Annotated in this window: 30 protein-coding genes and 2 pseudogenes; 23 read left to right on the top strand and 9 right to left on the bottom strand. The window is 64.2% G+C overall.

The genetic code is table 11. The features are described from left to right. The 4 genes and pseudogenes from G7085_RS22905 to G7085_RS22890 all read right to left on the bottom strand — a co-directional run. The coding region (locus tag G7085_RS22905) for a GNAT family N-acetyltransferase (RefSeq protein ID WP_231980851.1) at positions 1 to 336 on the bottom strand (336 nt) is incomplete at its 3' end. A 391-nt stretch (positions 337 to 727) separates the two neighbouring features. Beyond that, on the bottom strand, positions 728 to 946 hold the full coding sequence (locus G7085_RS22900; RefSeq protein ID WP_197513271.1) for a hypothetical protein: 219 nt from the start codon (positions 944 to 946) through the stop codon (positions 728 to 730). An 867-nt stretch (positions 947 to 1,813) separates the two neighbouring features. Further along, positions 1,814 to 3,156: pseudogene (gene dnaB, locus G7085_RS36145) on the bottom strand (replicative DNA helicase). Between the two features lie 335 nt (positions 3,157 to 3,491). Continuing rightward, complete coding sequence (locus G7085_RS22890; protein WP_197513269.1) at positions 3,492 to 3,746, bottom strand: hypothetical protein; 255 nt, start codon at positions 3,744 to 3,746, stop codon at positions 3,492 to 3,494. 351 nt (positions 3,747 to 4,097) lie between these two features. Here G7085_RS22890 and G7085_RS22885 point away from each other — a divergent pair, with 351 nt between their 5' ends. The 3 genes from G7085_RS22885 to G7085_RS36140 all read left to right on the top strand — a co-directional run bounded on the left by G7085_RS22885 (position 4,098) and on the right by G7085_RS36140 (position 7,198). Further along, a complete protein-coding gene (locus G7085_RS22885; protein ID WP_197513267.1) occupies positions 4,098 to 4,595 on the top strand; it encodes a hypothetical protein in 498 nt (165 codons plus the stop codon). Between the two features lie 748 nt (positions 4,596 to 5,343). Next, positions 5,344 to 6,159, top strand: a complete 816-nt coding sequence (locus G7085_RS22880; protein ID WP_197513264.1) for a hypothetical protein — start codon at positions 5,344 to 5,346, stop codon at positions 6,157 to 6,159. Positions 6,160 to 6,751: 592 nt separating this feature from the next. Then, positions 6,752 to 7,198, top strand: a complete 447-nt coding sequence (locus tag G7085_RS36140) for a phosphoadenosine phosphosulfate reductase domain-containing protein (RefSeq protein ID WP_408647252.1) — start codon at positions 6,752 to 6,754, stop codon at positions 7,196 to 7,198. Between the two features lie 428 nt (positions 7,199 to 7,626). On the opposite strand, the gene G7085_RS22870 is transcribed toward G7085_RS36140, so the two are convergent. From G7085_RS22870 to G7085_RS22855, 4 genes are all read right to left on the bottom strand, one after another. Continuing rightward, complete coding sequence (locus G7085_RS22870; protein ID WP_197513260.1) at positions 7,627 to 8,196, bottom strand: hypothetical protein; 570 nt, start codon at positions 8,194 to 8,196, stop codon at positions 7,627 to 7,629. 46 nt (positions 8,197 to 8,242) lie between these two features. Then, positions 8,243 to 8,497 carry a WhiB family transcriptional regulator gene (locus G7085_RS36135; protein ID WP_408647253.1) on the bottom strand — a complete coding sequence of 85 codons (255 nt, stop codon included), beginning with the start codon at positions 8,495 to 8,497 and terminating at the stop codon, positions 8,243 to 8,245. 581 nt (positions 8,498 to 9,078) lie between these two features. Beyond that, on the bottom strand, positions 9,079 to 9,228 hold the full coding sequence (locus G7085_RS22860; protein WP_197513256.1) for a hypothetical protein: 150 nt from the start codon (positions 9,226 to 9,228) through the stop codon (positions 9,079 to 9,081). Positions 9,229 to 9,538: 310 nt separating this feature from the next. Continuing rightward, the gene (locus tag G7085_RS22855) at positions 9,539 to 10,357 is read right to left on the bottom strand and encodes a hypothetical protein (protein WP_197513253.1); all 819 of its coding nucleotides are present in this window, start codon (positions 10,355 to 10,357) and stop codon (positions 9,539 to 9,541) included. 349 nt (positions 10,358 to 10,706) lie between these two features. Between G7085_RS22855 and G7085_RS22850 the strand changes: the two genes are divergently transcribed. From G7085_RS22850 to G7085_RS22760, 20 genes and pseudogenes are all read left to right on the top strand, one after another. Then, positions 10,707 to 11,618, top strand: a complete 912-nt coding sequence (locus tag G7085_RS22850; RefSeq protein WP_231980860.1) for a ParA family protein — start codon at positions 10,707 to 10,709, stop codon at positions 11,616 to 11,618. Positions 11,619 to 11,929: 311 nt separating this feature from the next. Beyond that, positions 11,930 to 12,232: a ribbon-helix-helix protein, CopG family gene (locus G7085_RS22845; RefSeq protein WP_197513249.1), complete on the top strand. Its 303-nt coding sequence runs from the start codon at positions 11,930 to 11,932 to the stop codon at positions 12,230 to 12,232. Between the two features lie 2 nt (positions 12,233 to 12,234). Beyond that, entirely contained in the window at positions 12,235 to 12,633 is a 399-nt protein-coding gene (locus G7085_RS22840; protein ID WP_197513247.1) for an SAF domain-containing protein, read from the top strand. 17 nt (positions 12,634 to 12,650) lie between these two features. Next, positions 12,651 to 12,890, top strand: coding sequence for a hypothetical protein (locus G7085_RS22835; RefSeq protein ID WP_197513245.1), 240 nt, complete (start codon positions 12,651 to 12,653; stop codon positions 12,888 to 12,890). A gap of 1 nt (position 12,891) precedes the next feature. After that, on the top strand, positions 12,892 to 13,653 hold the full coding sequence (locus tag G7085_RS22830) for a P-loop NTPase family protein (RefSeq protein WP_197513243.1): 762 nt from the start codon (positions 12,892 to 12,894) through the stop codon (positions 13,651 to 13,653). 251 nt (positions 13,654 to 13,904) lie between these two features. Next, positions 13,905 to 14,735, top strand: coding sequence for an ATPase, T2SS/T4P/T4SS family (locus tag G7085_RS33580; protein ID WP_197513241.1), 831 nt, complete (start codon positions 13,905 to 13,907; stop codon positions 14,733 to 14,735). A gap of 16 nt (positions 14,736 to 14,751) precedes the next feature. Then, positions 14,752 to 15,228: an ATPase, T2SS/T4P/T4SS family gene (locus G7085_RS31670; RefSeq protein WP_331716068.1), complete on the top strand. Its 477-nt coding sequence runs from the start codon at positions 14,752 to 14,754 to the stop codon at positions 15,226 to 15,228. Between the two features lie 179 nt (positions 15,229 to 15,407). Next, positions 15,408 to 16,073 carry a type II secretion system F family protein gene (locus G7085_RS22815; protein WP_331716063.1) on the top strand — a complete coding sequence of 222 codons (666 nt, stop codon included), beginning with the start codon at positions 15,408 to 15,410 and terminating at the stop codon, positions 16,071 to 16,073. After that, positions 16,073 to 16,750, top strand: a complete 678-nt coding sequence (locus tag G7085_RS22810; protein ID WP_197513236.1) for a hypothetical protein — start codon at positions 16,073 to 16,075, stop codon at positions 16,748 to 16,750. The genes G7085_RS22815 and G7085_RS22810 overlap by 1 nt, the downstream gene beginning before the upstream one ends. After that, complete coding sequence (locus G7085_RS22805; protein ID WP_197513234.1) at positions 16,735 to 16,974, top strand: hypothetical protein; 240 nt, start codon at positions 16,735 to 16,737, stop codon at positions 16,972 to 16,974. The genes G7085_RS22810 and G7085_RS22805 overlap by 16 nt, the downstream gene beginning before the upstream one ends. 136 nt (positions 16,975 to 17,110) lie before the next feature. After that, positions 17,111 to 17,299, top strand: coding sequence for a hypothetical protein (locus tag G7085_RS22800; protein ID WP_197513232.1), 189 nt, complete (start codon positions 17,111 to 17,113; stop codon positions 17,297 to 17,299). Positions 17,300 to 17,307: 8 nt separating this feature from the next. After that, complete coding sequence (locus G7085_RS22795; RefSeq protein WP_331716062.1) at positions 17,308 to 17,688, top strand: TadE family protein; 381 nt, start codon at positions 17,308 to 17,310, stop codon at positions 17,686 to 17,688. Beyond that, positions 17,689 to 17,835, top strand: a pseudogene (locus G7085_RS36130) (TadE/TadG family type IV pilus assembly protein); the annotation flags it as partial. It lies immediately after the preceding gene. Between the two features lie 283 nt (positions 17,836 to 18,118). Beyond that, complete coding sequence (locus tag G7085_RS22785; protein ID WP_231980847.1) at positions 18,119 to 18,457, top strand: TadE family protein; 339 nt, start codon at positions 18,119 to 18,121, stop codon at positions 18,455 to 18,457. A 70-nt stretch (positions 18,458 to 18,527) separates the two neighbouring features. Then, positions 18,528 to 19,466, top strand: a complete 939-nt coding sequence (locus G7085_RS22780; RefSeq protein ID WP_197513224.1) for a LysM peptidoglycan-binding domain-containing protein — start codon at positions 18,528 to 18,530, stop codon at positions 19,464 to 19,466. 218 nt (positions 19,467 to 19,684) lie between these two features. Then, complete coding sequence (locus G7085_RS22775) at positions 19,685 to 20,821, top strand: hypothetical protein (protein WP_197513222.1); 1,137 nt, start codon at positions 19,685 to 19,687, stop codon at positions 20,819 to 20,821. A 23-nt stretch (positions 20,822 to 20,844) separates the two neighbouring features. Continuing rightward, positions 20,845 to 21,318, top strand: coding sequence for a hypothetical protein (locus tag G7085_RS22770; RefSeq protein WP_197513221.1), 474 nt, complete (start codon positions 20,845 to 20,847; stop codon positions 21,316 to 21,318). After that, positions 21,315 to 21,596, top strand: coding sequence for a hypothetical protein (locus G7085_RS22765; RefSeq protein ID WP_197513219.1), 282 nt, complete (start codon positions 21,315 to 21,317; stop codon positions 21,594 to 21,596). The genes G7085_RS22770 and G7085_RS22765 overlap by 4 nt, the downstream gene beginning before the upstream one ends. A gap of 25 nt (positions 21,597 to 21,621) precedes the next feature. Beyond that, entirely contained in the window at positions 21,622 to 21,756 is a 135-nt protein-coding gene (locus tag G7085_RS31665) for a hypothetical protein (protein ID WP_269452272.1), read from the top strand. Positions 21,757 to 21,876: 120 nt separating this feature from the next. Next, a complete protein-coding gene (locus tag G7085_RS22760; protein WP_197513217.1) occupies positions 21,877 to 22,017 on the top strand; it encodes a hypothetical protein in 141 nt (46 codons plus the stop codon). 1,235 nt (positions 22,018 to 23,252) lie between these two features. Here the strand turns inward: G7085_RS22760 and G7085_RS22755 are convergent. Continuing rightward, complete coding sequence (locus G7085_RS22755; RefSeq protein WP_197513216.1) at positions 23,253 to 23,504, bottom strand: hypothetical protein; 252 nt, start codon at positions 23,502 to 23,504, stop codon at positions 23,253 to 23,255. Positions 23,505 to 23,602 lie beyond the last annotated feature (98 nt).

The following is a 23,602-nucleotide window of genomic DNA, read 5'->3' as shown; positions in this document are numbered from 1 at the left end:
CGCGGTGATGCCGCGGCCTCGGGCCCAAGGCCCGAGCCAGTAGCCGGCCTCAGTCTTGGCCACGTCCCAGTCGGTGTTCTTGAGTCCGATCACGCCGACGAACTGCCCGTCGACCTCGATAGCTCGTTCCAAGGCTGTGCCGCTGGCCAACTCCTGAGCCGCGATCTCCAGCGCGAAGAACCGTGCGGATTCCTCGGTATAGGGCTGGGGCAGGGGAAGCCACTTCTGGGTCTGCGGGTCGGAGCAGGCGATCGCGATCGCCGGCACATCCGCCTCGGTCAGAGGGCGAAGTACGACCCCGTGGGACTTGATGACTTCATCTGAAAACGACGGCATGACGAGACCATAGCTGTTCTTCCAGTGGCCTCGGCGATGCGGTTTCTGCCTACAGCGACAACGTCCGACTCTCGGCATGAGCGCGAAACCGCACGGCATCCCCTGACATCCCTCCAGGCCCAAGATGTGTGCGAACCGGGCGCCGCCACCGCAGCGCAGGAAGACCCACTCCCTACTTTGACGAATCTCCGCCCGAGCGTCCCGATCTACAAACTACCGAGCGCAGAAGTCCACAGAGTGAAGCGCGGCTCGACACGGGTCGAGGCCCGAGCCCTTGATGCACATACCCCACCTACGTCCACCACCCAGTCCTGACTCCCAGGCGTGGGAGCTCTTCCGTCAGCAGTTGGTTCGTCCTACTCGTCCGCACCAGCGGGAAGGGTGCGGGTTCCTAGATCACGGTCAGGCCGATGCGGACTTGGTGCAGGAACAGGCCTAGCTGGCTGCGGGCGTTGTCAGGCTGGGTTAGTCCGCGGTGACGGTTGGCGAGTTCGACGAGCTGGACCAAACGATGCCCGGTCCACTGGTTGGGGTTGATGGGTAGCCGCATGAGCCCACGGGTGAGGTTCCCGAGGTGTTTTTCGCCGAGGTGTGGCAGGACGGAGACCACCTGTCCGGCCAGTTTCTGCCAAACCAGCGGGATGGGAGGCAAGGTGGACCGTCGCTTGGTGTCACCTGCGCGTCTTGGTGACTTAGAACTCTCTAGAGGTGAAGGCTTAACTGAACCACTACGTGGTAGGTGGCGGGCCAGGGCCTGGGCCATCCGCGGGGCATGGTCAGGTGCCTGGTCGAGGCGATCCGCCGCTGCCGCCCGCCGTGGTGTTTGTGTGCTGCGACCCGCTCGGCCGTGGTGAGGTACCGGCCCTGGACGACTGTGACCGACATACCGATCGCCTCGAGGACGTAGCGGGCATGCCGGACTGCATCGCGACTCACTCCGAGTTGGCGGGCGACGGTCTCGTGTGAAGTGCGAACACCCCGGCCGGAGCGGCCGTCGGCGGTCTTTGCATCGTGTCTGGCAACGCGCATAACCAGTGGCCGGCTGGACTTGTGATGAGCGATGACGGCCTTGCCATGGATGCTCTGCAGTTGGATCGACACCGCTATCAACCAGCGGCGAGCCCCGTTCCATACGGGATCACGCCGACCTTGCCGACCGGCTCGGGCGCCCAAGAGCGCCCCAACTGCCCAAGGCCCGAGATCTGGGCCAGAGCATGTCGGACCCGTCGCACCAGCGGCATCGTCCACCCATGCTTCGCTGCGATACTACGAGTAGAGCTCCGTCCCTCCCTGCTCAGCTGCGCAGTGATCGCAAGGACTGTGTCGATGTCGTCAGCCAACCCTGCGCGGGCCAACACCAAAAGACCGGCGTCGCTGATGATCTGCTCCGTCACCCAGCTAGGGGCCATGGCGTTTGGTGGAGCGGCCTCGGATGTGCGTAGCTGCTCAACGACGTCGCTGAGCAGACTCCCGAAGTTCATGGCCGGGCCAGGCTGGCGAACCGGGAGTACTGACCCTGGAACGCCAATGCGGCGGTCCCGGTCTGACCGTTTCGATTCTTCGGGATAACGACATCGGCCTCACCGAGCCGGCGACTCTGAGCATCCGTCATGTCGTCGCGGTGCAACAACATCACAATGTCGGCGTCCTGCTCCAACGACCCTGACTCACGCAGATCCGACAGAGCGGGCTTCCGGTCGGCGCGAGCTTCGGCCTGACGGTTCAGCTGCGACAACGCCACCACAGGAAGCGCTAGTTCCTTGGCCAGCAACTTGATCTGACGGGAGAACTCGGAGACCTCCACCTGGCGCGACTCGACACGCCGGCCGGAGGTCAGCAACTGCAGGTAGTCCAGCACGATCAACCCGAGACCTTGGCGCTTGAGCTGGCGGGCCTTGGACCGCAACTCCAACGGCGTCACCCCGGGCTGGTCTTCGAGCCACAACGGAGCGTCCTGGATCGCGGCACTTCGCTTGCTGATCGTGTCCCACTGACGCGGGTCGAGCTTGCGGTCCTTCAACGCCTGCAGCGGAACAGACGACTCGGCTGCCAGCAGACGCAACATCAGCTCGCGCTGAGACATCTCCAACGACACGAACAGGGTCGGAACCCTGTTGTGGAGAGCGGCGTGCCTGGCGATGTCCATCGCGAAGGTCGACTTCCCGACACCCGGACGAGCAGCGATGATCACCATGTTGCCGGGCTGCAAGCCACCAACCAGCTTGTCGACATCAGCGAAACCAGTCGACAAGCCAGGCTCATCGTCTGACTCCAGCCAATCAAACGTCTCCCCAGCAGAGTTCCTGCTGTTGGCGTGGTCGCGCGCCGGCTGTTGGCGGTGGCAGCGTAGATCACCTTTTGGGCTTCGTCGGCGATATCGGTTGCCTCGCCCTGCGCGTCGAACCCCAGCTGCGTCGCCTTCACGCCAGCAGAGATGACCCGGCGTCGCAGGGCGTGGTCTCGGATGATGCCGGCGTAGTAGGTGGCATTTGCGGCGATCGAGGACGCAGCAAGCAGCTCCGCCAGGTAGACGTGCCCACCGATGGTCTCTAGGGCACCGCGCTTCTGCAAAGCGTCCGCCAGAGCGATCGGATCGGCTGGACGTCCGGCGTGGGCAAGAGCGATGACCGCATTGAAGACCATCTCGTGGCGAGGCTCATAGAAGTCCTCTCCGGTGATGATCTCGGTGACATCGTCGATGAGTGAGCCTGACGCCATCATCCCGCCTAAGACCGCCTGCTCGGCGGCCCGATCGTGCGGAGGAGTACGGAGCAGGGGTCCCGACTCGCCGGAGCATCCGACGTGAGGGGAGCACGGGATGTGTGGGGTGCAGCCATGGGCTGAGTCCTATCTGTCCTAGTCAAAGCGGGTTTTGATCAGTGAGACAGACGGGCCGGCGGCTTCCCAGGCACCCGAAAAAGGGTGCACAAAACCAGACGTGCTAGACACGCCAGATATAGGGGGTAGGATCAGAGACAGATCGACGATCTTCGACGCGTCACCTTGAGCGCCAACTCGAAGGGTGACATCTCCCTGCGGAGGGGAGTCGAAGCGTAACGATCTAGCGGTTCCCTGAACTACTAGGAAGGCCGGTCCCGTCTGGGGCCGGTTTTCTTACATCATGGGCCTCCTCGGCGGAGTAGTAGTTGGCCTGGTCACGACGCGACCAGGACGGGCTGGTTGGAGCGCTCTGCCTCGAGCTGCTCCTTGTGCTGACGGATGGCCTCCTCGATGTAGGCCGGCACAGGATGCCCCGCGCCCTTAGCCGACAGGTAGGCGATCACGTCGGTCATAGGCAGACCCAGCTCTCGGCCGAGCCGCTGGTACTCCTCGTGGATATCGGGGAGCAACCGCACCATGATGCGGGTCCTCTCGACCCCACCCTTCAACTTGCGTCCTGGACTTGCCATGCGCCCATCCAACCGCACCTGTGCCCTGGTGGGACATGGCGACACGCCCAAATCGAAATCTGAATCAGTCACCGGCGACCAAGCCTCCCTCCCGCCTCACTATTGAGAAGGCCCGTCTGAGGTCCGGCGTGTGACAGGAACCGGGCAACTTTTTCAGCGGCTCCCTGGCGGCGACCTGTCACAACTGCTCTGCCCGCTGGGCTTTCTAGTGGTGAGGGAGGTTCCGAGGTGCTAGACCCAGTCGAAATCGCATACCGACAGCACGCATGCGCTGGCCCCGGATCCGAACAGCTGCATGGCATGTGCTGCAGGTGCGGCAGACGAGATCAGGTGTTGCCAACTCGGGCTGTGGTGTCGGCCAAGTTCACCGGCTTTGACCAGTTCCATGACGGCGAAGGGCTCTGCGCCTGCTGTGCCTGGTCCTTCAGCGCCGCAGCTCGTCCGATGGTGCTGTCCATCACTCCCATGGCCGCAACCATGCTCGACACCCCCAGCCTGTTCCAATGTCTGCAGCATCCCGCTGGCCAAGCCGCGCTGGTGGTCCCGATCGGCGGCCGTAAGCATGTGCTGCCCTACGCCCAATGGGGCACCATCCGGGTCGACGACATCAACCTGAGCTGGCGAACCACCGACGCCAAACGACTGCTACTCGTGGCCGAGCTGCGGCTACGAGGCGCCCCAGCCCTAGCCCTCCACGAACCGTCCCCACCGTCGCGGTGGCTCACCACCCAACCCCCATCCACTTGGGAGTCCACCTATCAGCAGTGGCGCGAACTCGACCCCTGGCGCGCCACGCCCTATCTGCACCTGGCCATCAAAGCAACCCACCACCTGAAAGGAAACCAATGAACATCACTGCGGCGCTGCTAGTGGTCCGCGACGACACCAACACCACCCACCTGATCGTGACCTCCCCCTCCATCCCGGGAACCGGCCAACTGACCGAGACGTGCTGTGCGGGCGAACTTCGCCTCCGACACCGCACTGCCGGTCGTAGACGTCGAATGCGGAGACTGCCTGCTGGCATCACTGGGCTACTGGGCCTTCCCAGCTGGACCGAAACGCAACTGCCGTGAGCACCCTCGACTACCAAAGCGACCTGGTCGCGCTCATGGCTAGACACCGGTTCCATGGCGTGCCAACTCGGGCGGACAAGGGAGCGACCGCCAGAGCCTTGACACTCAAGGACCCCCGATGACACTCTCCGAAACCCGACCCACCCAAACCTGGCTGTCAGCAACCGCATCGTTCATGCCCCACTGGACGGACCCGCCGGTACCGCGGAACGACTACTTCTGCTGCTGCACTACAGCATCGACTGGGACCACAGCTGGGTAGCCAGCTACAGAACCACCTACTGGGACAAGTTGCTGCCTGACCGCGTGCTGGTGGCCTCCCAACAAGCCTCGAATCTGCGCCAATGGTGGACCCAACTCGCAGACGACCTCCACGCGTTCCCCTTCACCCCGGCGGCTCGTCACGAGCTGGCGCAGCTGCTCGACCATCCCGACCCCACCTCAGTCCTACGAACCTTGAGGCAAGAAACCCTCGCCCTGGTCCTGCGAACCAGGATCGTCACGGAGAGCCGCAAGAACCGATGAACATCACCTGGACCGGCACCGCCACCGCTCAATCCTCCATCAGCCACGGCAGCGAAACTCGCGGGCTGATCACCATGCTCCGGCGCGAAACCATCATCGGCCCCGACCAAACCCCGATCACCATCCCGCTCATCTCCGGCAACGCCTTCCGCGGGCGCCTCCGCCGCGTAGCCGAACAGCAGCTGGCCGATGTCCTGGGCTACCACGGGAAACTCACCCTCGCAGCCGCCGCGGCCCTGCGCAGCGGCGGATCTCTGGTCAAGACCAACGCCGCCCCCATATCGGGATCCCGACTAGCCGACCTCCGCCGCCTAGTCCCCCTGATCGGGATCTTCGGAACCGCGGGTGCCGGCCGCATCATCGACGGCTGCCTCCAAGTAGGAAAGCTCATCCCCACGCCACAGAAACCCAACACCTCACCGGCCAGCCATCCACCCTGTCCGTGCATGACCTCACTCAGATCGAGACCTACAGCCGAGTCGATGACACCTACCGCCACGGTTCCGACAACCCTGACGACGCCCCGCCACTCAGCTGCAGTACCGACTCGAAACCTTCCGCACCGGCACCCGCTTCGACGTCTGGCTCAACCTAACCTCCCCACCGACCTGGAGATCGCCTTCTTCACCGAGCTCCTGGACAGCTACAGCATGACCGCGACCATCGCCGGTCGCAGCGCCATCGGCCACGGACGCCTCCTGGTCGACCTCACCTGCACCACTCCGCCCCAGACATCGACTGGCGCTCAGAGATCGCCTCCGCCGCGTCCGAAGCAATCGATGCGCTCAACCAGCTGTGACCAACATGACTGACTACCTCCTCCAACCAATCCGTGTCACAGCCACCCTGCGTCACGGCATCGCACACGCCTCCCCATGGACGGTTTCCCTTGACGGGCTACTCGCCGCACAACTGTGGGCCCAACATAAGGCGAACCACACACCCGAGACGTCTGCCCTAGACCAACCAGACCCGCCCGATCTCGAGCTGCCGTTGGCGCGCTGCACAGCCGACCCGCAGTGGTGGCACTGGGCAGCTACCTGCGGATGGCCCGACCAGACACCCGACCGCCCGAGATCCGATACTGGGGCACCCGACTCGACCATCGTCACGCCGAACACAACGCCACAGCCCTACCCAAGAATCTCCCCGACAGCCAAGGCCGCTGGAAGGCCTACTGGATGCCGCTGCCGGTAACTGTGACGCGAACCCTCACCTGGCACGCAGTCGGCGACCCTGAAACTATCCAGCGACTCCTGACACCCGTCACAGCGATCGGTAAGAAGCGCTCGCAAGGCGAAGGTCGCGTCGACGCCTGGACAATCGTCGTCGACGACACACTGGACAACTTCGCAGCCGGCCACCTTTCCGCCGCCGGATCCCTTGCCCGCCCCTGCCCGAGGCATGCCTCGCCGGCCGCGACGGCATCGTCGACGGTGGCGCCGGATACGCAGCCATCCGCCCACCCACATGCACTACTCCAGGAGGACGGATGTCAGGCTCCCGTCAGCTGATCCCGGCCTTGACCTGCGCCACCTCGCCGGACTCCGCCGACAGACCCACCCCACCACAGCCCTGGTCGACCGGATCGCTGCCCACCTCGACCAAAACGACGGCTACCTGGCCTTCTCCGGCGGAAAGGATTCTCTCGTCGCGCTCCACCTGGCCCGCCAAGCCGACCCCACCGTGCCCGTATGTTTCTTCGACTCCGGACTCGAATACCCAGAAACACTGCGCTACATCGCCGACCTCGCCGATGCGTGGCACCTCAACCTCGACGTGATCAGAGCCCACGCACCACCCTCGAGGTCCTGGTCGCCAACGGCACATGGTCACACCATCGCACCGTAGGTGCCCGCGCCAACCTGTTCACCAACAACATCACCATCCCTGCCGGCATCGCGCATGACCGCTACGGAGCCGGCCAGCTATGGGGGCTACGCGCGCAAGAATCCAGCTCACGTCGGGTCATGTTTGCCACCGCGAAACGACACGATCCAGCTGGTGGGGTGTGCCAGCTCAAGGACGGCACGGTCACCTTCTCCCGGTGTGGAACTTCCATCACGACGAGATCTGGGGCCACATCGCTCGCAATCGGCTTCCCAGCAACCCTGTCTACGACAAGTTGATCAGCCTCGGGGCCCACCCGCCGCCGTACGCGTATCAAACCTGATCGACGCCACCCAACTGGAAAACGGCAGGCTGGTCTGGCTCAAGCGAGGATGGCCCAGCCTCTACCAGAGCATCGTCGACGCGCTCCCCCGCGCAGCCGAGTTCACCTAATCCCGCAGCAACCGGTACAGCACCTCATCGGCTGGCCGTGGGGCCACGTTAAGCCGACGGTGCTCAGCCACCGCGTCGATCAGTTGCGTAGTGAACACCGGCGCGGACTGCCACAACTTGCTCGTGGACCCCGATCGCCTGGCGCGATCGCGTGCGAACCGTAGGGCCGCCATCAAGGCATCGTCGAGTGGACCGTGGACGTCGAGCTGAGAATGGTGTGTGGCGATCGCCGCGGCGAACTGCGCCGCGGTCGTGTGGGGTCCAGGTTCGGTGCGGTCCTGCCTGACATCCAGGTCGCGGATTCTGGTCAGTCGGTTCCACGCGTCGTCACACATACGTCGAAACTTCTTCGCCCTCGGAGTGCCAGGGTCGGTTTGCAGCGCAACGTCGGTCGCTTCCAACCAGGCCTCGAGATGATCGAAACACCGCTCAGCCAGGTCATCGTTGAACGCGATCAGGGTCCACAACTCATCGAAAGTGTGCCGGTCCGTTCCTGGTACAAGGTTGGACCTCACCACCGCGCCGTACCCTTCCTCGGGAGCAAACGCAGCGCTGTTGCTGTGCATGGATCGGGGATGGGAGCGGGATCGTGACGGTCCCACGGGGTGCAGGTCATCTAGTTCCTCTGTTGCGGGCACGCTGGGTGCGGATCCGGTCGGCCTGTGCGTCCTTGCAGCCGCGGCAGCGACATCCCTGGCGGTACAGCGTGGAGCTGCCCGGCCCATCATGGATGGCCGGCTGATCAGCGCGGCCGCGGCCGCGACGCTGGGCAGTGGTGGTGCCAGCCCAGTACCCATCAGCGTCCCACGACAGCGCCCAAGCCAAACACTCGGAGCGAGCGGGACAGCTGCTGCACAAGGCCGCCATCCCAACAGGAACGGTGTCGGTCTCGACAGCGGGAATCCAGTCGAACTGAGTGTTGCCGGCGCACGCAGCCCCAACAAGCAAAGGCGCGCTGGAGGGACGAGCCTCCAACGCGACCAGGTTAACTTCAGTGATCTCAGGATACATTTCGAAACGCCCTTCCGCGTTGGTTGGGTGCTGGTCAGGCACCCGTGGTGTGCGGTGGATTGCCGCGTGAGCTCAGGCTACACCCGATCACCAGGCCAGGGACACCAACACACCCACAACCAAGGCGGGCCCAGCGGCAGATGCGCCTTGCGTGAGCGCCCTGCCACCAGAAGACCAATCGCCAACAAGGCCGCCAGCACCAGCGCGATCAGAAATCCTCGAAGCGTGCCCGCCCAACCTCCGCTGAATCCAAGCGCCAGCCCCACCGACAACCCGAGCTTCACGTCGCCCAACCCCAGGGAACCGAAGATCGCCCACAGCAACAACACTCCAGCCACAGCACCAGCTGCCCCACGGCCGTCCACCAGCGGCCCAGATCCCCTCGCCGAACGCAGCCGCACTGACTGCTGCCAGCAGGGCTCCCGCCAGCGGCCATGTCACGGCATCGAGTAGGAGATGAGCATCCAGGTCGGTCCAGGACGCAGCCACTCCCCAACAACGAAGATGCAGCCAACCAGCAGTACCCACGGGTCGTCGACCCGCCAGGCCAACAATCCGGTGGCCGCAGCGGCTGCGGCTGCGGCCACCGCCACTGACCACCAGCCCAGAGGCTCGCGGTCTGCCAGATAACGCCGGCCCCGCAGGGCTACACCCAGCGCTCCCCCAGCGACGGAGCCGACGAGGACGAGAGGAAGGATCACTTCTTGGGTTCCTGTGCTGGTCGCGGCTGCTCATCAACCCTCATCGGGCTGTAACTGCCGGTGACTAGCCAGGCGGGTAGAAAGAACTCTTCCTGCCCGTTGGGCAGCCTGGGGGCTTGCGCCGTTCCTTCGGCGCATCAGGGTTCTTGCGGGTCATGTCGTCGTCATCCTTCCGGATCGATCTCTTGAAGGCGGATCACACGCCTTGTTCCTGTCTGCCCATCGGGCCCTTCCACCTCGCGAGGTAGACCTTCTCGATGGTGAAGGTCATCCCCCGAGGCAGCAGATGGGCAGTGTCTGTTCCTCCATCAGACTGTCCCAGGTACATACCTCGACTGGTGGCTAGCTCGATTACGTAGGTGTTCTGGTCGTGATGTCCCGACAACTGGTGGAGGTTGTGGGCCCCCGCGGTCCACCTGTCCAGGTGAACCACCGGCTGGGACTCCAGGTCTGCTGCCTTGAAGCCCGGCGGAAGTTGAACATTGGCGTACACGACGTGCCGGCGATCGTTGGTTTCCTCGTACTGGCGAATCGACCGGTCGATTCGCTGCACAGTCAGACGGTCCCTGGAACTGAACCCGTCCAGGTCACCCTGAGAGGCCGAGAGTTGGTCAGTGAGCGCCTGCCAAGCAGCGGGGCTGCTCGTGGCTTCCTGGATCGCTCGTAGCTGGGCCTTGGTCCAACGAGTCTGAGCTCGGCGCTTCGTCTTTGAGCGCTCCCTCATCTGGCGTCCCGAGATCGGAGTGCGCAGCTCGTCGAACTCCGGAATCCGGGTCTTGGTCGCAGCGTTGACTGGACGCGCCGCGTCGCGAGGGAGGATACGTTCGCGGTCCTTCTGCGCTCGAGTGAGCCGATCGCTAGCCTCTGTCATCCTGTCCAGCTCAGCGAGTCCTTCGCGGTTGGCTTCCTTGTCCATGAACTCTGCCAGCGGAGTGGTTGCTGCCATCGCCAGACCAGGGTACGAGCCGATGCCAGCGTCCATCTCCAGGACACTCTTGCGGGTCTTCCTTGCCATCGGGTCTCCTCTCCTGCCCCTAGAAGGCCCCTCTGATCCCCGGCATGTGACAGCCCTATATAGCGTGCAACATAGGGCCCCATACATCCCACCATATAGGGGGCTGTATCACCCCCTATATGGTGGGATGGGAGGTCTCTGTGCCGTATGACCCCCTATATAGAGTGCTACATGGGGCCCTATATAGGGGGTCTGGGTGCTACGATCATCCTCGTTGGGGGCTCTGCCGCGCTACAAGCCGTAGCGCAGCCGCCAGCAGCCGAACCAGGATTGTCAGAAGCGCCAGCAGCAAAGTGAGCTGTCACAAGGCGGGCGCCGGTTCGGCCTTCTAGGAGTGGAAGGGATCGACATGGACCTATCACGAGTGGTTGCACTCGCCAACGGCAAGGGCGGGGTGGGCAAGACAAGCCTGACCGCCAACCTTGCTGGCGAGTTCGCACGCGAGGGGTCACGCGTCCTAGTTGTCGACCTCGACATCTCAGGCAACCTGAAACTCGACCTCGGCCTGGTCGACCACGCCGGCGACGATGCGGGCCAGGGGATCGTGGAAGCCATCGTCGATGAGAAGCCACTCCACATCGTCAGAGAGGTGCGTCCCGGTATCGACTGGGTCCCGGGTGGTCCACGGCTGAACTGGCTGCTACCTATGACGTATGGTGCCGGCCCGGGTATCCCGGCTGGTTCGGTGGGGGAGGGGTGGCGGCGTGCCCTCGGCAGAGCCGTAGAAGCCGGCGACTACGACATGGTCCTGGTCGACACTCCACCCGGGAACCGTGAACTCCAGCAGATGGCTCTGACCGCGGCCCGCTGGATACTGGTCCCGATGAAATCTGACCCTGCCTCGTGGGAGGGGCTGCAGGTACTGGGCCCGCTCGTCGGGCACGCACGCAGAGACAACCCCGAGCTGGCCTGGCTCGGGATGGCACTGTTCGGCCACCAGAGCACCGCCACCAGAGTCCGCCAGAACGTGCTCGACAACCTCGCCGATGAGCACAGCTCGATCCACCTGCTGAACACCTCGATCAGATCCTCCGAGAAAACGGCCCAGGAGTGTCGCCTGCGGGGGCTGCTGGTGCGGGAACTGGTAGACCAGGCAGCCTCCAACCCAAGCGAGCGCTTCAAGGCCTTGCGGGCCCGCCGCAGCGACCCCACGGTGGCAATCCCCGAGTCGCTGCCACAGTCCTCGACCTCGATGGCTGGCGACTACGCCGAACTCGCCGCCGAAGTGGCCGCACGGATCCTCGCAGCGGAGGAATCGTGAACGATCGCTACGCCTACCCAGCCAAGAGCCGGCTCACCCGCCCCGAAGACGTAGAGGACCTCGGAGCGCTGCCTGACTTCCTCAAAGCCCGCACCACCGACCAACCTGCCGCGTCCACCCCTGAACCAGTTCCCGATAATCCGGTCAGGGGATTGGCCCGGAAGAGAACCGCACCACCTCCGGCATCCACTCCACACACGCCAACAGAACCGGCACCGGAACATGTTGAACCAGCTGGTGATGGGCCCACGCCCACCCGGGCCAGGAACCTGCACCGCCCTTCATCGGCCAATCTTCCGATCGAGTTGGTGGTGGCCCTCGGCCGCAATCGCGAACTCACAGGGATGTCCGCCGGCGACACCATCGTCGCCGCCATCCTGAAACACATGGAGGAACTCCCCGCTCTCCTGGTGGAACCTCAGACCTCCCCGGCACCTGCCACAGGGTTCTCCCCTCGGCCTGTGAAGACTGAGGCAACCGGCCTGACAAAGCTGCTCGCGTTCCGGCTTACCGAAACGGACTTCGACTACCTCGATCGGTTGGTGATCCAGCTCGGGGCCCGTGACCGAACCCATCTGATCAGAGAAGCGCTCTCCGCCTACCTCAAGGAGTGACCATGAACAAGATCAAGCCCCAGGAAGCCCCGGTCGAGCCTGCAGCTGATGTGGCTCTGGCGCAGGTCAAGCACCGCCGCCGCCCGTGGCTGTGGGTGCTGTCGGCGCTGCTGATCGCACTGGGCGCCTTGCTGGCAGGGGCTGTGGTCAACATGGTCAAAGACACCGTGCCTGTGGTCGTGGTCAACCGCGACGTGGCCCGCGGAACCCAACTCACCGCTGACGACCTCACCACCGTCGGTGTCCACCCAGACCCGGCGATGCGCACCATCCCCGCCGCAGAGCTGAGCGGACTGGTGGGGCAGACCGCCTTGGTCGATCTACCGCAGGGGGCACTCATGGTCCCCGGCTCAACCGGCGGCGAGATCACCCCGTCGATGGGCAGTCCCTGGTTGGTGTAGCGCTGACTCCGGCACAGATGCCCGCAGGCGGTCTCAAACAGGGCCAGCTGGTGCAACTGATCTCCACACCCCGCCAAGGCGACGACATCGTCGCTGATGCTGCAGTCATCGACGTGGAGGCCGTCGTGGTCACGACCGAACCGATTGCCGACACCAACATGACGGTCGTCAACGTAACTGTCCCTGCAGACCAGGCCCCGCTCGTGGCCACCATGTCGGCAACGGGACGACTGGCACTGATCGTGAAGGGAATCTGAGATGGCGGTCATCACCCTCTGCTCGGCCGCTGGGTCACCGGGCGTATCTTCCACCGCCATCGGCTTGGCCCTGGCCTGGACCAAGCCGTGCCTGCTGCTCGAGGCTGATCCCACGGGCGCTTCGGCGATCCTCACGGGATACATGCGCCAGTACGCACCCGACGGGGTGGTGTCGGTCTTCGACCTGGCAGTGCGCTATCGCCAAACCGGTGCCATCCCGCCGCTGCTGGATGCAGCCACCCCCGTACCCAATAGTCAGATCCGCCTCCTGTCCGGCGTGCGAACCCCAGCGCATGCAGCCGCCATGACCGATGCCTGGCACGCTTTGGTGGCCGACCTGAGACAACTGGACAAGGCGGGCATTGATGTCATCACAGACCTTGGCCGGCTGGGGATGGCAGCAAGCCCAGCACCTGTCCTAGAGGGCTCAGATCTGACCCTGCTGGTGACCCGTAGCAGCCTGCCGGCGCTAGTGCCGGCGCGGCACTGGGCAGATCACCTGGCCCAGACATCCGGGGCAGGTACCGGGCGAGCCGGATTGCTGCTTATCGGTTCCGGGCAGCCCTACTCAGCGGACGAGGTCTCCAAGCAACTGAAGCTCCCCGTGGTCACGACGCTGCCCAACGATCCTGCTACCGCTGAGGTGTTCCACCTGGGGCAGAGCCGGGGCGGCGTTTCACCCGCAGCCCGCTGTATCGGTCACTTCCGCCGGCAGTGTCAGCGATCCAAAGCCAGCTCGACGCGACGCGTCGCATCCTGCTAGGAGACCAGGCATGAGCCAGCCGCCCGTCCCCTGGGCAGCCTCGAGTTCTTCCGCGACGACTGGACCCGGCTTGACCGCGACATGGACCCGCTGCACGCTCCCACCCCACCAAACCCCGCTAGGTTCAGCCCAGCGCAGGTGCAGCCGGTTACGTCGGTGGTGCCCGGGCTCCCGGCGGCATGGACCCGCGTCCAGAAGCCCCTGACGCGGGCACGTATAGCTTCGGCCCTCCACCGGCCTATGTCGACGAAGTGTGGGAACAGAGTGACCTCGACTGGGCCCAGATCAAGTCGCTGCGGATCGCAGCCACCAACGCGATCACGGAGCAGCGCTCCGCCAACGCCACCGACGAAGAGGAGCGGGCCCTTGGGAAGCGGGTGATCGCGGAACTTGTAGAACGGCTTGTCGCCGACGAGATGCGCCTGGGGATGCGCCCCAGCGAGGGGAGACCGGAGAAGATCCGCAAGGCCGTGTACGACGCCTTGTTCGGGCTCGGCCGGCTGCAACCACTGATCGATTCAAAGTGGATCGAGAACATCGAGATGCACGGTTGCGATGTGGTGCACATCGAACTCATCGACGGCACCATGTGCGACGGCCCAGCCGTCGCTGACAGCGACGACGAGCTGATCGCTGACTTGCAGTTCTGGGCATCCCGCTCGAAGGAGCAACCTCGCCCCTTCAGCCCGTCGACTCCGGAACTGAACCTACCGCTGGGACAGTCGGCACGACTTGCCGCGTTCGCCTGGGTCACCTTGCGACCCATGGTCACGATCCGACTCCACGGCCTGGTCGATGTGGCCTTCGACGAACTTATCGCCAAGGGCACCCTCACCCCACTGGCCGCGAACTTCCTTACTGCCATCGTGCGTGCAGGTGAATCGATTGTGGTGTCAGGTGCGCAGGGCGCTGGTAAGACGACCTTGTGCCGTGCCCTCTGCGCAGCCCTACCGCCGACCGAACGCATCATCACGTTCGAGACGGACCGTGAGCTGCATCTTGAGAAGATGCCCTACAAGCACCCCGGGTGTTCGGGATTGAAGCCCGCCAAGGACAGGGGAGTTTCGTCCAGATGGCCGTGAGGCAGGCAAGTTCGAGATCTCCGAAGCCTTGGTGGGGTCGCTGCGTCACAACGCGGATCGGCTCCTGGTCGGTGAGGTCCGAGGGGGCGAGATCATGGCGATGATCCAGGCGATGCAGGGCGGCCGCGGCTCGATCTCCACCACCCACGCACGCTCCGCCCGCGACACGTACAACAAGCTCGTCACCTGCTGTCTCGAGGTCCCAGGGGTGTCAGAGGTATACGCCACCCGCACCATCGCATCAGCGATCAACTACGTCGCGTTCATCAAGAAGGTCAACGTTGGCGCGAAGGGAGAGCGGGTCCGCAGAGTCCGACGGGTCACCGAGATCATCGCGATCGAGCTGACCGCTGACGGGGTGTCGTTCACTGACGTGTTCAAGGTCGACGGTAGCGGCGTAGCCAAGGCTCACACCGTCCCTCCCTATGTCGAGGATCTGGTTGATGCCGGTTTCGACTACGACGGTTTCGTCCGGGAACGAGGCAACGCATGAACCCCGCCACGATCGCCGTCATCTCCGCTGTCCTGATCGGTGTCGGGATCGTGACCGCTGTGATGGGGTTCATGCCCGCCGCCATACCCGTGTCCAGACCGCGACACACCAACGGGAACAGGCCAAAGATCACCCGCGCTACGTGGATCAAGATCGGTGTCGGTTCCGTCATCGGGCTGGTGGCAGCCCTGCTGACCGGCTGGGTGGTCCTCGTCGCGATGGTGCCTGCTGCGATCGTCGGGGTGCCGTATCTACTGGGATCGGGCAGCGATGTCGCTGGCATCAAGCAGCTCGACGCGTTGGAGGAATGGACCCGGTCGCTGTCGGGTGTGCTCGGCGCGGGCGTCAGCCTCGAGCAGGCCATCGTCGTGTCCCAAGCCTCAGCTCCTGCCGCCATCGAGCAACAGATTAATAACCTGGCCGCACGGCTACGTTCCCGGATGAGCAGTGAGGAAGCGCTGCGAAGGTTCGCCGACGAGCTGGAGGACACCACCGCAGACAAGATCGTCGCCACTTTGATCCTTGGCGCCCGCCGGCGCAACGTGGGCCTGACCCGCATCCTCGAGGACCTGGCGGAATCCGTCGCTGAGGACGTGTCCGCGCGGCGCATGGTCCAAGCTGAACGAGCTAGGCAAACCACCACCGTGCGCTACGTGACGCTCATCACCGTGGTGTTCTTTGGCGGGTTCCTGCTGCTAGGCGGGGCCTATGTCGCCCCCTACGGCACTGCGCTAGGGCAACCGATCCTCGCTGTCCTCCTAGCCGCCTACGTCGGCGTCCTGGTCTGGCTGAGGAAGATGAACCGAGCCGAACCGCTCCCGCGCCTGTTGGAGAAGGTGTCCTGATGACCGACCTGCAACTGGCGCTGCTGGCCGGGATCCTGATTGCTGTCGGTCCCGCGCTCCTAATCGTACGCCACGCACCACGCCACCCCGCGCTGGGGGCATACCTCGAATCATCAGGCAGTAGCGCCGGCGTTGAGCTGACCAGCGACACCAGCGCAGTGGCCCGACGGTCGATGGAAGACCAGCTTGGCTACTGGCTGCAACGCCGACTTGGCCGATACATCCAAGTACCCCAGGTGGAACTGGAGATGCTGCGGATCCCCGTCCACAAGTTCCTCGCCCAGAAGGCAACGTTCGCAGCGGTCGGGCTGTTCCTACCCACCGTGATGTCCGCACTCTTGTTCGTCCTTGGGGTTCAGCTCCCCATCGGGATTCCCGTGATCGGAAGCCTGCTGCTGGCGATCGGTTTGAGCTTCATCCCTGACTACAACGTGCGGGACAACGCGAGGAAGGCCCGCGCCGAGTTCACCTTCGTCCTGGGCTCCTACATGGATCTTGTAGCGATGGAACGCCGTGCCGGCACCTCACCGCGCCAAGCCCTCGAAGACGCTGCCCAGGTAGCTGATTCGTGGGTGTTCCAGCGACTGGCGGAAGAACTGACCCACTCCCGTCTGTCGGGCGTTGCCCCATGGGAACGGCTCGGGACGCTGGGGAGCGGTACATGGTCACCGAACTGACCGAGCTAGCCCACATCATGAGGATCGCTGGCACCGAATCAGCGGGAGTCTACGAAACCCTCAAACAGCGCTCCAAGGCGATGCGCAAGGCACACCTGGCCCGGGAGCTGACCGCCGCCAACGAAACCTCCACCAAGCGCAACGCGCCCATCGCGCTCCTCGGCCTGGTTTTCCTCGCACTGCTCATCACCCCAGCGCTACTGTCGATGCTCACAATGGTGTGACGTTCATCGCTACGCCTCGTAGCTTCATGGACCGCACGCAAGGCAAGATTCAAAGAAGAACCGGTGTCACAGCTGGCCCTTGGAGGTGGCTTTCTTACTAGTGAGGACGCTCACCCCGCCTACCGATAGGAGCAACATGTCCGCACTCCACTGGATCGTCGGGGTCTTCGTCGCCGCGCCCGCACTGCTGCGGCACAAGAAGGAACGCGGCGACATCACACTGCAGCAGGTGATCTGGGCCGCAGGCATCGCTGTGGCCGCTGTGGCCGTCATCGCCGCCATCGTGGCCATCATCAATGGCTACGTCGCGAGGATTCCCACGTAAGTCCGATCGTGGCTCGACGTCCAGCAACCGGCCGGCAGCGTGGCTCGGTCACCATCGAGATGGTCATCCTGTTTCCCGTGCTGCTCATGATGCTGTTCGGAGCAGTCCAGGGCGGGCTGTGGTTCCACGCCCGCAGCATCGCCATGTCGGCAGCCCAGGAGGGTGCCCGGGTCGCTGCTGCCTACGAATCAACCACAGGGATGGGCGCCACAGCTGCACGTGACTTCGCAGCCCAGGCCGGCGCGAAAAACGTCACCGTCACAGCATCAGCCACAGGCACCACGGCCACCGTCATCGTCAGTGTTGAAGCACCCAACCTGATCCCGTTCCTCATCCCTGCGATGCCGATCCACCAGAGCGCCACCATGCCGCTGGAGAGGATCACCTAAATGAGTGCTTCACAACGACATGACGAACGAGGCTCGGCAACCCTTGAGCTGGTGATTGTGATCCCCGCCACGTTGCTGATCATCAGCGCCATCATCATGGCAGGGCGCCTGGCGTTAGCCAACCAAGCAATCCAGGCTGTCGCCTACGACACCGCCCGGGCTGCGTCAGTGGCCAGGGACCGAGCCGCAGCCACCAGCGACGCGAACCGGGTTGCCGGATTCACTCTGGCCTCCAACGGCTTGTCGTGCCTCAGCACCACCATCAACGTTGATACCTCCGGCTTCGAACGAAGCGCCGGCCAGGCCGCCACCGTGACAACAACCGTGACGTGCACCCTGCCCTTGGGAGACCTGTCTCTGCCGGGGTACCCGGAACCGTCACCCTCACCGCAGACGCATCCAGCCCCATCGACACCTACCGGGAGCGGTGATGAACAGGCGCAACGAACGCGGATCGGTCACGCTGTGGGCCGTCATCATCACCACCGCAGTGCTGATGATTGTCGGACTCGTCGTCGACGGCGGCGCGCAGCTGCGCGCTACCCAGCGCGCCGATCAGGTCGCCCGCGAAGCAGCACGCGCTGCAGGCCAAGCGATCTCGGGTGACCCGATCCTTGGCCGCCCCGGACTGGTCGACGTCTCCCGCGGCCGCCAGGCAGCGGCCGCCTACCTTGGCGCCGCCGGCGTTACCGGAGACATCGCCGTCAACGGAGCAACCATCACCATCACCACACAAGTGCGCTACACCCCGTCTTCCTCACCGCGATAGGGGCGGGAACTGTCACCGTCACTGGCACCGCACAGGCCGAAGCAAAGCAGGTCTATCAAGGAGAGCCCCGATGAACTTCACACGGCGAATCATGGGCATCCTGGCGCTGCTGCTGCTCGCAGGACTACTAGCCGGCGTTCCCCTCGTGCTGTGGTGGGTAACCCAGCCTTTCCTGCCCACCACAATGCCAACCCCTGACCAGATCATCGGTGCGTTCACCGCCCGTGACGATGGGACCCTGATCGCGGTGGTGCTGATCGTCGTCGGATGGCTCTCCTGGGCGTACCTCGCCGTCGCGTTGGTCGTCGAGATTGTGGCTGCGATCCGCCGGGTGCCAGCCCCACAGATGCCTGGCTTCAGGCTGCCGCAGGGGGCGGCGAAGGGACTCGTCAGCGCGGCCATGCTCGCGTTCATCGCTGTCCCTGCGATCGCTGGGACAGCAAACGCTGACGACGCGCCACATCCCGCACCAGCCACCATTACCGCGCCGAGTGCTACCGAGACCACTGCAGCTGAATCGACGGTCTCACACGCCACCACCATCCACGTTGTCGGCCCCAAGGACTCCCTCTACAGCTTGGCAGCCACCTACCTTGGCGACGGCGACCGGTGGCCCGAGATCTTCAACGACAACAAGGGAATCGTTCAGGCCAACGGTGCCCGGCTGACCGACCCGGACCTGATCGTCGACGGTACAGCGCTGACCATCACGACCGATTCCCCAGCAGTCCCGCAGCCCGTGACTCGGCCCACCAAGACCACCACCCACACCGTCGGACCAGGCGACACCCTCTACAGGCTCGCCGAGACCCACCTTGGGTCCGGAGACCGATACATGGAGATCTTCAACGACAACAAGGGAATCGTTCAGGCCAACGGTGCCCGGCTGACCGACCCGGACCTGATCGTCGACGGCACGGTGCTCACCATCACCCTGGACCCCAACTCCGTCGAGATCACCCCGCACCAGCCGAGACCAGCCCCGCCGAAATCCCTGCCGCAGTGGTAGACCCGGCACCGGAACAAGCCCTGAACCAGCCTTCCGTAGAACAAACCACTACACCGACGCCTCCACCGCCGACACCTGCCCCACCCACGACAAACACAACCACCGAGCAGCCAAGCACGACCAAGCCGATCATTCACGACAACGACCAAGACAACGAGGAACCCGCTGTCGGGATCAGAGCATCATTTGGCGTTGGAGCCCTGGCCGCTGCCGGCGTCGTGGGGCTGATTGCCTCGCGCCGGTTCTTCCAGCGCCGCCACCGCGCCCGCGGTGCGCAATTGGCTATGCCTGACGGTGCCGCCGCCACCGTGGAACGCGAGCTGCGAGCGGTACAGAACCCGTTGGCCATCGAGGAGATCGACCTGGCCCTACGAAGCTTGGCCCGTCATTGCCGCGACACCGGTACATCTCTGCCTGACATTCGGGTCGCCCGCCACACAGGATCCACTTTCGAGATCTACACCCTCGAATCGGAGCAGCTGCCTGCACCATGGGTCGGTACAGCCAACGGGATGTTGTGGTCCTATCACGCCGACGACACCGAGCAGCTCGACCGTGACGCACTCTCTGAAATCCCGGCTCCCTACCCAGCCTTAGTGTGCCTCGGGCAGGACCTCGAGGACGCGCACATCCTGGTTGACCTCGAAACCATTGGGTCCGTCAACATCGACGGCCCCAACGAGCAGGCTGAAGAGATTCTGGCTGCCATGGCCCTGGAACTGGCTACCTCCAGTTGGGCCGACGACCTGACAGTCACCATCGTCGGTGCGTTCCCAGAGATGGAGGACGTCCTCAAGACAGGCCGGATCCGCTACCTGCCCACGGTTGGCAGGCTCTTCGACGAGATGCAGCGCCGTGCAGAGGACGACCGCCTCTCGATGCAACTCGACGACGCAACAGACCTGCACCACGCCCGCATCACCGCAGTGGCCCCATCAACATGGTTCCCCGAAGTGATCATGCTTACCCAGCCACTCACCCAGCTACAGCAAGACCAACTCGACCGGTTGCTGACGGAACTACCACGAGTGGCGATCGCCTCCATAGCTATCGGACACCCCGCAGGGGAGTGGACCATTAACATGCGAGACCCCGACCGCGTCATCCTCGAACCCCTCGGCCTGGCGATCGTCCCACAACGCATCACCACCGAGGGATACCGCCGCGTCCTCGAAGTTGTCGACGTCTCCAACAACGGCCAAGCCATCCACAACGAAACCAGCCCGAAGTCATCGACGCTCTCGTCGACGACGCGACCGATTGGCTCAACAGTCACCTCACAGAGACGGAGACGACCGCCGACACACCCACTCCTGCAGACCCGCCCCACTCGGAGAACCCGACGGAGCCCGTAACTGCCCGCGCGCACACGGACACCTTGACCGGCGCGTTCGGCCCATCCGAGGGCGTGCCGTTCCTTCGGGTCCTGGGCACAGTCGAGCTGACGGGCGCCGGCGGCGTTGTCGAAGCTAACCGCACCGCCAGACTCACCGAGTACCTGGCTTACCTAGTCCTAACCGACGACGCCATCACCGCAAGCAGCATCGACGAAGCGATCTGGCCGAACCGGAAGAAGGAGAACAACGCAACCACCCGCGACCCCGCTACCTCGAGGCTGCGGAAATGGCTCGGCACCAAGGACGACGGGCAACTGCGCCTCGACCTCAACACCTTCGAACTTTCAGGCGTTGACTGCGACTGGCATCAGTTCGAGGCAGCCACCCGCGGCACCTTGAGCACGATCGCTTCTGAACAGCTCGCAGGCGCCATCAGTCTTGTTCGCGGGACCCCGCTCAAGGTCGCCGTGAAGACCCCTACTACTCATGGGCCGAACCCATCCAGCAGCGGATGATCTCACGGATCGTCGACGTCTGCCACGAACTCGCACTTCGCCAACTCGTAGAAGAGGAATGGCTCGCTTGCGAGGCAACTCTGACCACCGCGATCGACATAGAACACGGGGACGAACAGCTGTGGCGAATGCGGATCCTGACCGCCTATGCCCGGCACAACCGAGCCGCCGTCGAGGAAGCAATCAGCCGCCTGTTCGCGCAGCTTGAAGTATTCGACTGCCCACCCGAACCCGAAACCATCGACTTCCTCAGCCGACTCGACGAAGGCGCCCCGTAACCGACCTGATGGAGATGATCTAGCCATGAACACCCGCCTCGCGATCGCCCTCGCCGTCACGATCATCACGCTGGTCGGCTGCACCCCGGCACCGGGCCCACCCCGAGCCCCACCCAATCCATCAGCACGACACCCACAACTGTCCCTTCCCCGCCCGTGACGCCGTCCCTTCACCGACACCGACACCGACGCCGACGGCCATCGAGTCCTTCCCGACGACCCGGCCGGTGATTCGCCCGTCCAGGCCGAGATCCGGACCGGCTGGCAGAACTACTACACAGTGCTGGACAAGTTCCTGCGCGACCCAGAGCTGAAGGACCTGACCGAGCTCCAGCACGTCACAACAGGCCAGGCAGCGACTGATGTCGTTGAGGTAGTCGTGAGACACAGGGATAACAACCAGGTCCGCCAGGGGACCTGATTCTCAGGGACGCGGTGATCTCGGATCCGGTCACCAACTCTGACGGAGTGACAACAGCTGAGGTCAACTACTGCTTCGACCCCCGACATCTTCGGATCGTCGATGCGACCACAGGGAACCTGCAGCCAATGCCATCAAGCCAGATCAGACCATGAAGGTCAAGGACCTCATGGAGAAGATGAAGGACGGCTCCTGGCGGGCCGCGCTGACTGACACCGAGCTGGCGAAATGTTGAAGCGACTCCTCACCGCTGCCGCGCTAATCATCCTTATCGGCGTCGTCTGGGCGCCGACAGCATCGGCGGCATGCCCACGGGAGGAATGCGATTTCGGTGGAAGCTGTTGGGTCGTCGAGTGTGAGCCTGGCGGAGGAAGCGACACCGGCGGTGGTGGTGCCGGTGACCCCAGCGGCGGTGGCGGCGCAGCGACGAAGTGCTTCTACCAGGGACGCGAGATCCCTGCTCAACGGCAGGCGGCGGCACATGGAGCACCGCAGTCAGCGCCTGGTGCTCACCCGCGAACCCCCAACCACCCCAGACCGATTCAGTCTGGGCAGGCAACACCGACGGATCCATCTACTACTGCGTACCACCACGCACAAACCAGGCCGACCCCGACTTCGGACTGGCCTTCTACCGGTGGCTCGCTGCTGCACCTGACCTTCCACCCCAGACCCAGAAGTCCTAGCCTGGCGCGCCATCGCGCAGGTGAACCTGCAGCCGATCGATCTAGGCATCGCACCCGAACCCCTCACCACCAACCCCAACTCGCTTGGCGCAGTGGGCCTGCCAGTGTGGCTATGGGCGGACTCAACGAGCCCCAACAGCACCGGTCCGATCTCAGACTCCGCGTCCGAACGCGGATACAGCGTCAGCATCACAGCCCGCCTGAAAGACATCACATGGAGTCTGGGGACGGCTCCGCGGCCATCACATGTGGCATCGGGCAGCGGTTCGACCCACGCTCAATGGGACCCCAAACACCGGTGGCCTGCGGCAGGCAAACGGGATACAGCAAACAGGGCGAGTACACCATCACCGCCACCTCCAACTGGGAAGTGACCTGGAACGGCATCGGTCGATCTGGGGTCATCCCCTTCCAACGAGAGATCAGCGGAACGGTCAGGATCGGCGAGATCCAAGTCGTTGTTAACCCGTAGACGGTTTGAGTGCCCCTACCAAGGGGGCCGGTTGTCAAGACGCAGTAGGGGTCCCGCGCTGTTGCGCGGGACCCCTACTAATGATGTGTTGGTTGTCTACTTGGGCTGGGTGGCCAAGGGTGGAGGGGCAGCGCGGCAACGGTGGCGAGCTCGGTGAGGCGCTTGGCGTCGATGGCCTCGAGACGGCGGTGGCGCTGCACGAGGACCTTGAGGTGGATGGGGTCAGTCTTGGGGATGCGGGAGTGGATCTTCCAGGTGTCGTTGGTCCTGGCCGGCGTGTTGATGATCGCGGCGAGCTCGTGCCGGGCCCGGCCATCGTCGCCGACCACGACGCAGAGTTCCCGTGGATGAGGGACGTGCCGGTGGGACAGGCACGATCCAGAGGAAGTCACAGCCAAAAAAGATCGAGGCTGGCCCCAACAACACC

The organism is Tessaracoccus coleopterorum, from assembly GCF_011174705.1.
Taxonomy (GTDB): Bacteria; Actinomycetota; Actinomycetes; order Propionibacteriales; family Propionibacteriaceae; genus Arachnia; species Arachnia coleopterorum.
The sequence above is the reverse complement of the archived record's forward strand: the minus strand, read 5'-3'. Positions and strand labels throughout refer to the sequence as shown.

Excerpts from the sequence above, each read along its gene's own strand:
- G7085_RS22780 (WP_197513224.1), top strand. The coding sequence starts at position 18,528 with ATGAACTTCACACGGCGAATCATGGGCATCCTGGCGCTGCTGCTGCTC.
- G7085_RS36135 (WP_408647253.1), bottom strand. The coding sequence starts at position 8,497 with ATGGCGGCCTTGTGCAGCAGCTGTCCCGCTCGCTCCGAGTGTTTGGCT.
- G7085_RS31665 (WP_269452272.1), top strand. The coding sequence starts at position 21,622 with ATGAACACCCGCCTCGCGATCGCCCTCGCCGTCACGATCATCACGCTG.
- G7085_RS22805 (WP_197513234.1), top strand. The coding sequence starts at position 16,735 with ATGGTCACCGAACTGACCGAGCTAGCCCACATCATGAGGATCGCTGGC.
- G7085_RS36140 (WP_408647252.1), top strand. The coding sequence starts at position 6,752 with ATGCCTCGCCGGCCGCGACGGCATCGTCGACGGTGGCGCCGGATACGC.
- G7085_RS22855 (WP_197513253.1), bottom strand. The coding sequence starts at position 10,357 with ATGGCAAGGAAGACCCGCAAGAGTGTCCTGGAGATGGACGCTGGCATC.
- G7085_RS22810 (WP_197513236.1), top strand. The coding sequence starts at position 16,073 with ATGACCGACCTGCAACTGGCGCTGCTGGCCGGGATCCTGATTGCTGTC.
- G7085_RS22835 (WP_197513245.1), top strand. The coding sequence starts at position 12,651 with ATGCCCGCAGGCGGTCTCAAACAGGGCCAGCTGGTGCAACTGATCTCC.
- G7085_RS22870 (WP_197513260.1), bottom strand. The coding sequence starts at position 8,196 with ATGCACAGCAACAGCGCTGCGTTTGCTCCCGAGGAAGGGTACGGCGCG.
- G7085_RS22840 (WP_197513247.1), top strand. The coding sequence starts at position 12,235 with ATGAACAAGATCAAGCCCCAGGAAGCCCCGGTCGAGCCTGCAGCTGAT.
- G7085_RS22880 (WP_197513264.1), top strand. The coding sequence starts at position 5,344 with ATGAACATCACCTGGACCGGCACCGCCACCGCTCAATCCTCCATCAGC.
- G7085_RS22830 (WP_197513243.1), top strand. The coding sequence starts at position 12,892 with ATGGCGGTCATCACCCTCTGCTCGGCCGCTGGGTCACCGGGCGTATCT.
- G7085_RS22890 (WP_197513269.1), bottom strand. The coding sequence starts at position 3,746 with ATGGCAAGTCCAGGACGCAAGTTGAAGGGTGGGGTCGAGAGGACCCGC.
- G7085_RS22785 (WP_231980847.1), top strand. The coding sequence starts at position 18,119 with ATGAACAGGCGCAACGAACGCGGATCGGTCACGCTGTGGGCCGTCATC.
- G7085_RS22850 (WP_231980860.1), top strand. The coding sequence starts at position 10,707 with ATGGACCTATCACGAGTGGTTGCACTCGCCAACGGCAAGGGCGGGGTG.
- G7085_RS22765 (WP_197513219.1), top strand. The coding sequence starts at position 21,315 with ATGATCTCACGGATCGTCGACGTCTGCCACGAACTCGCACTTCGCCAA.
- G7085_RS22800 (WP_197513232.1), top strand. The coding sequence starts at position 17,111 with ATGTCCGCACTCCACTGGATCGTCGGGGTCTTCGTCGCCGCGCCCGCA.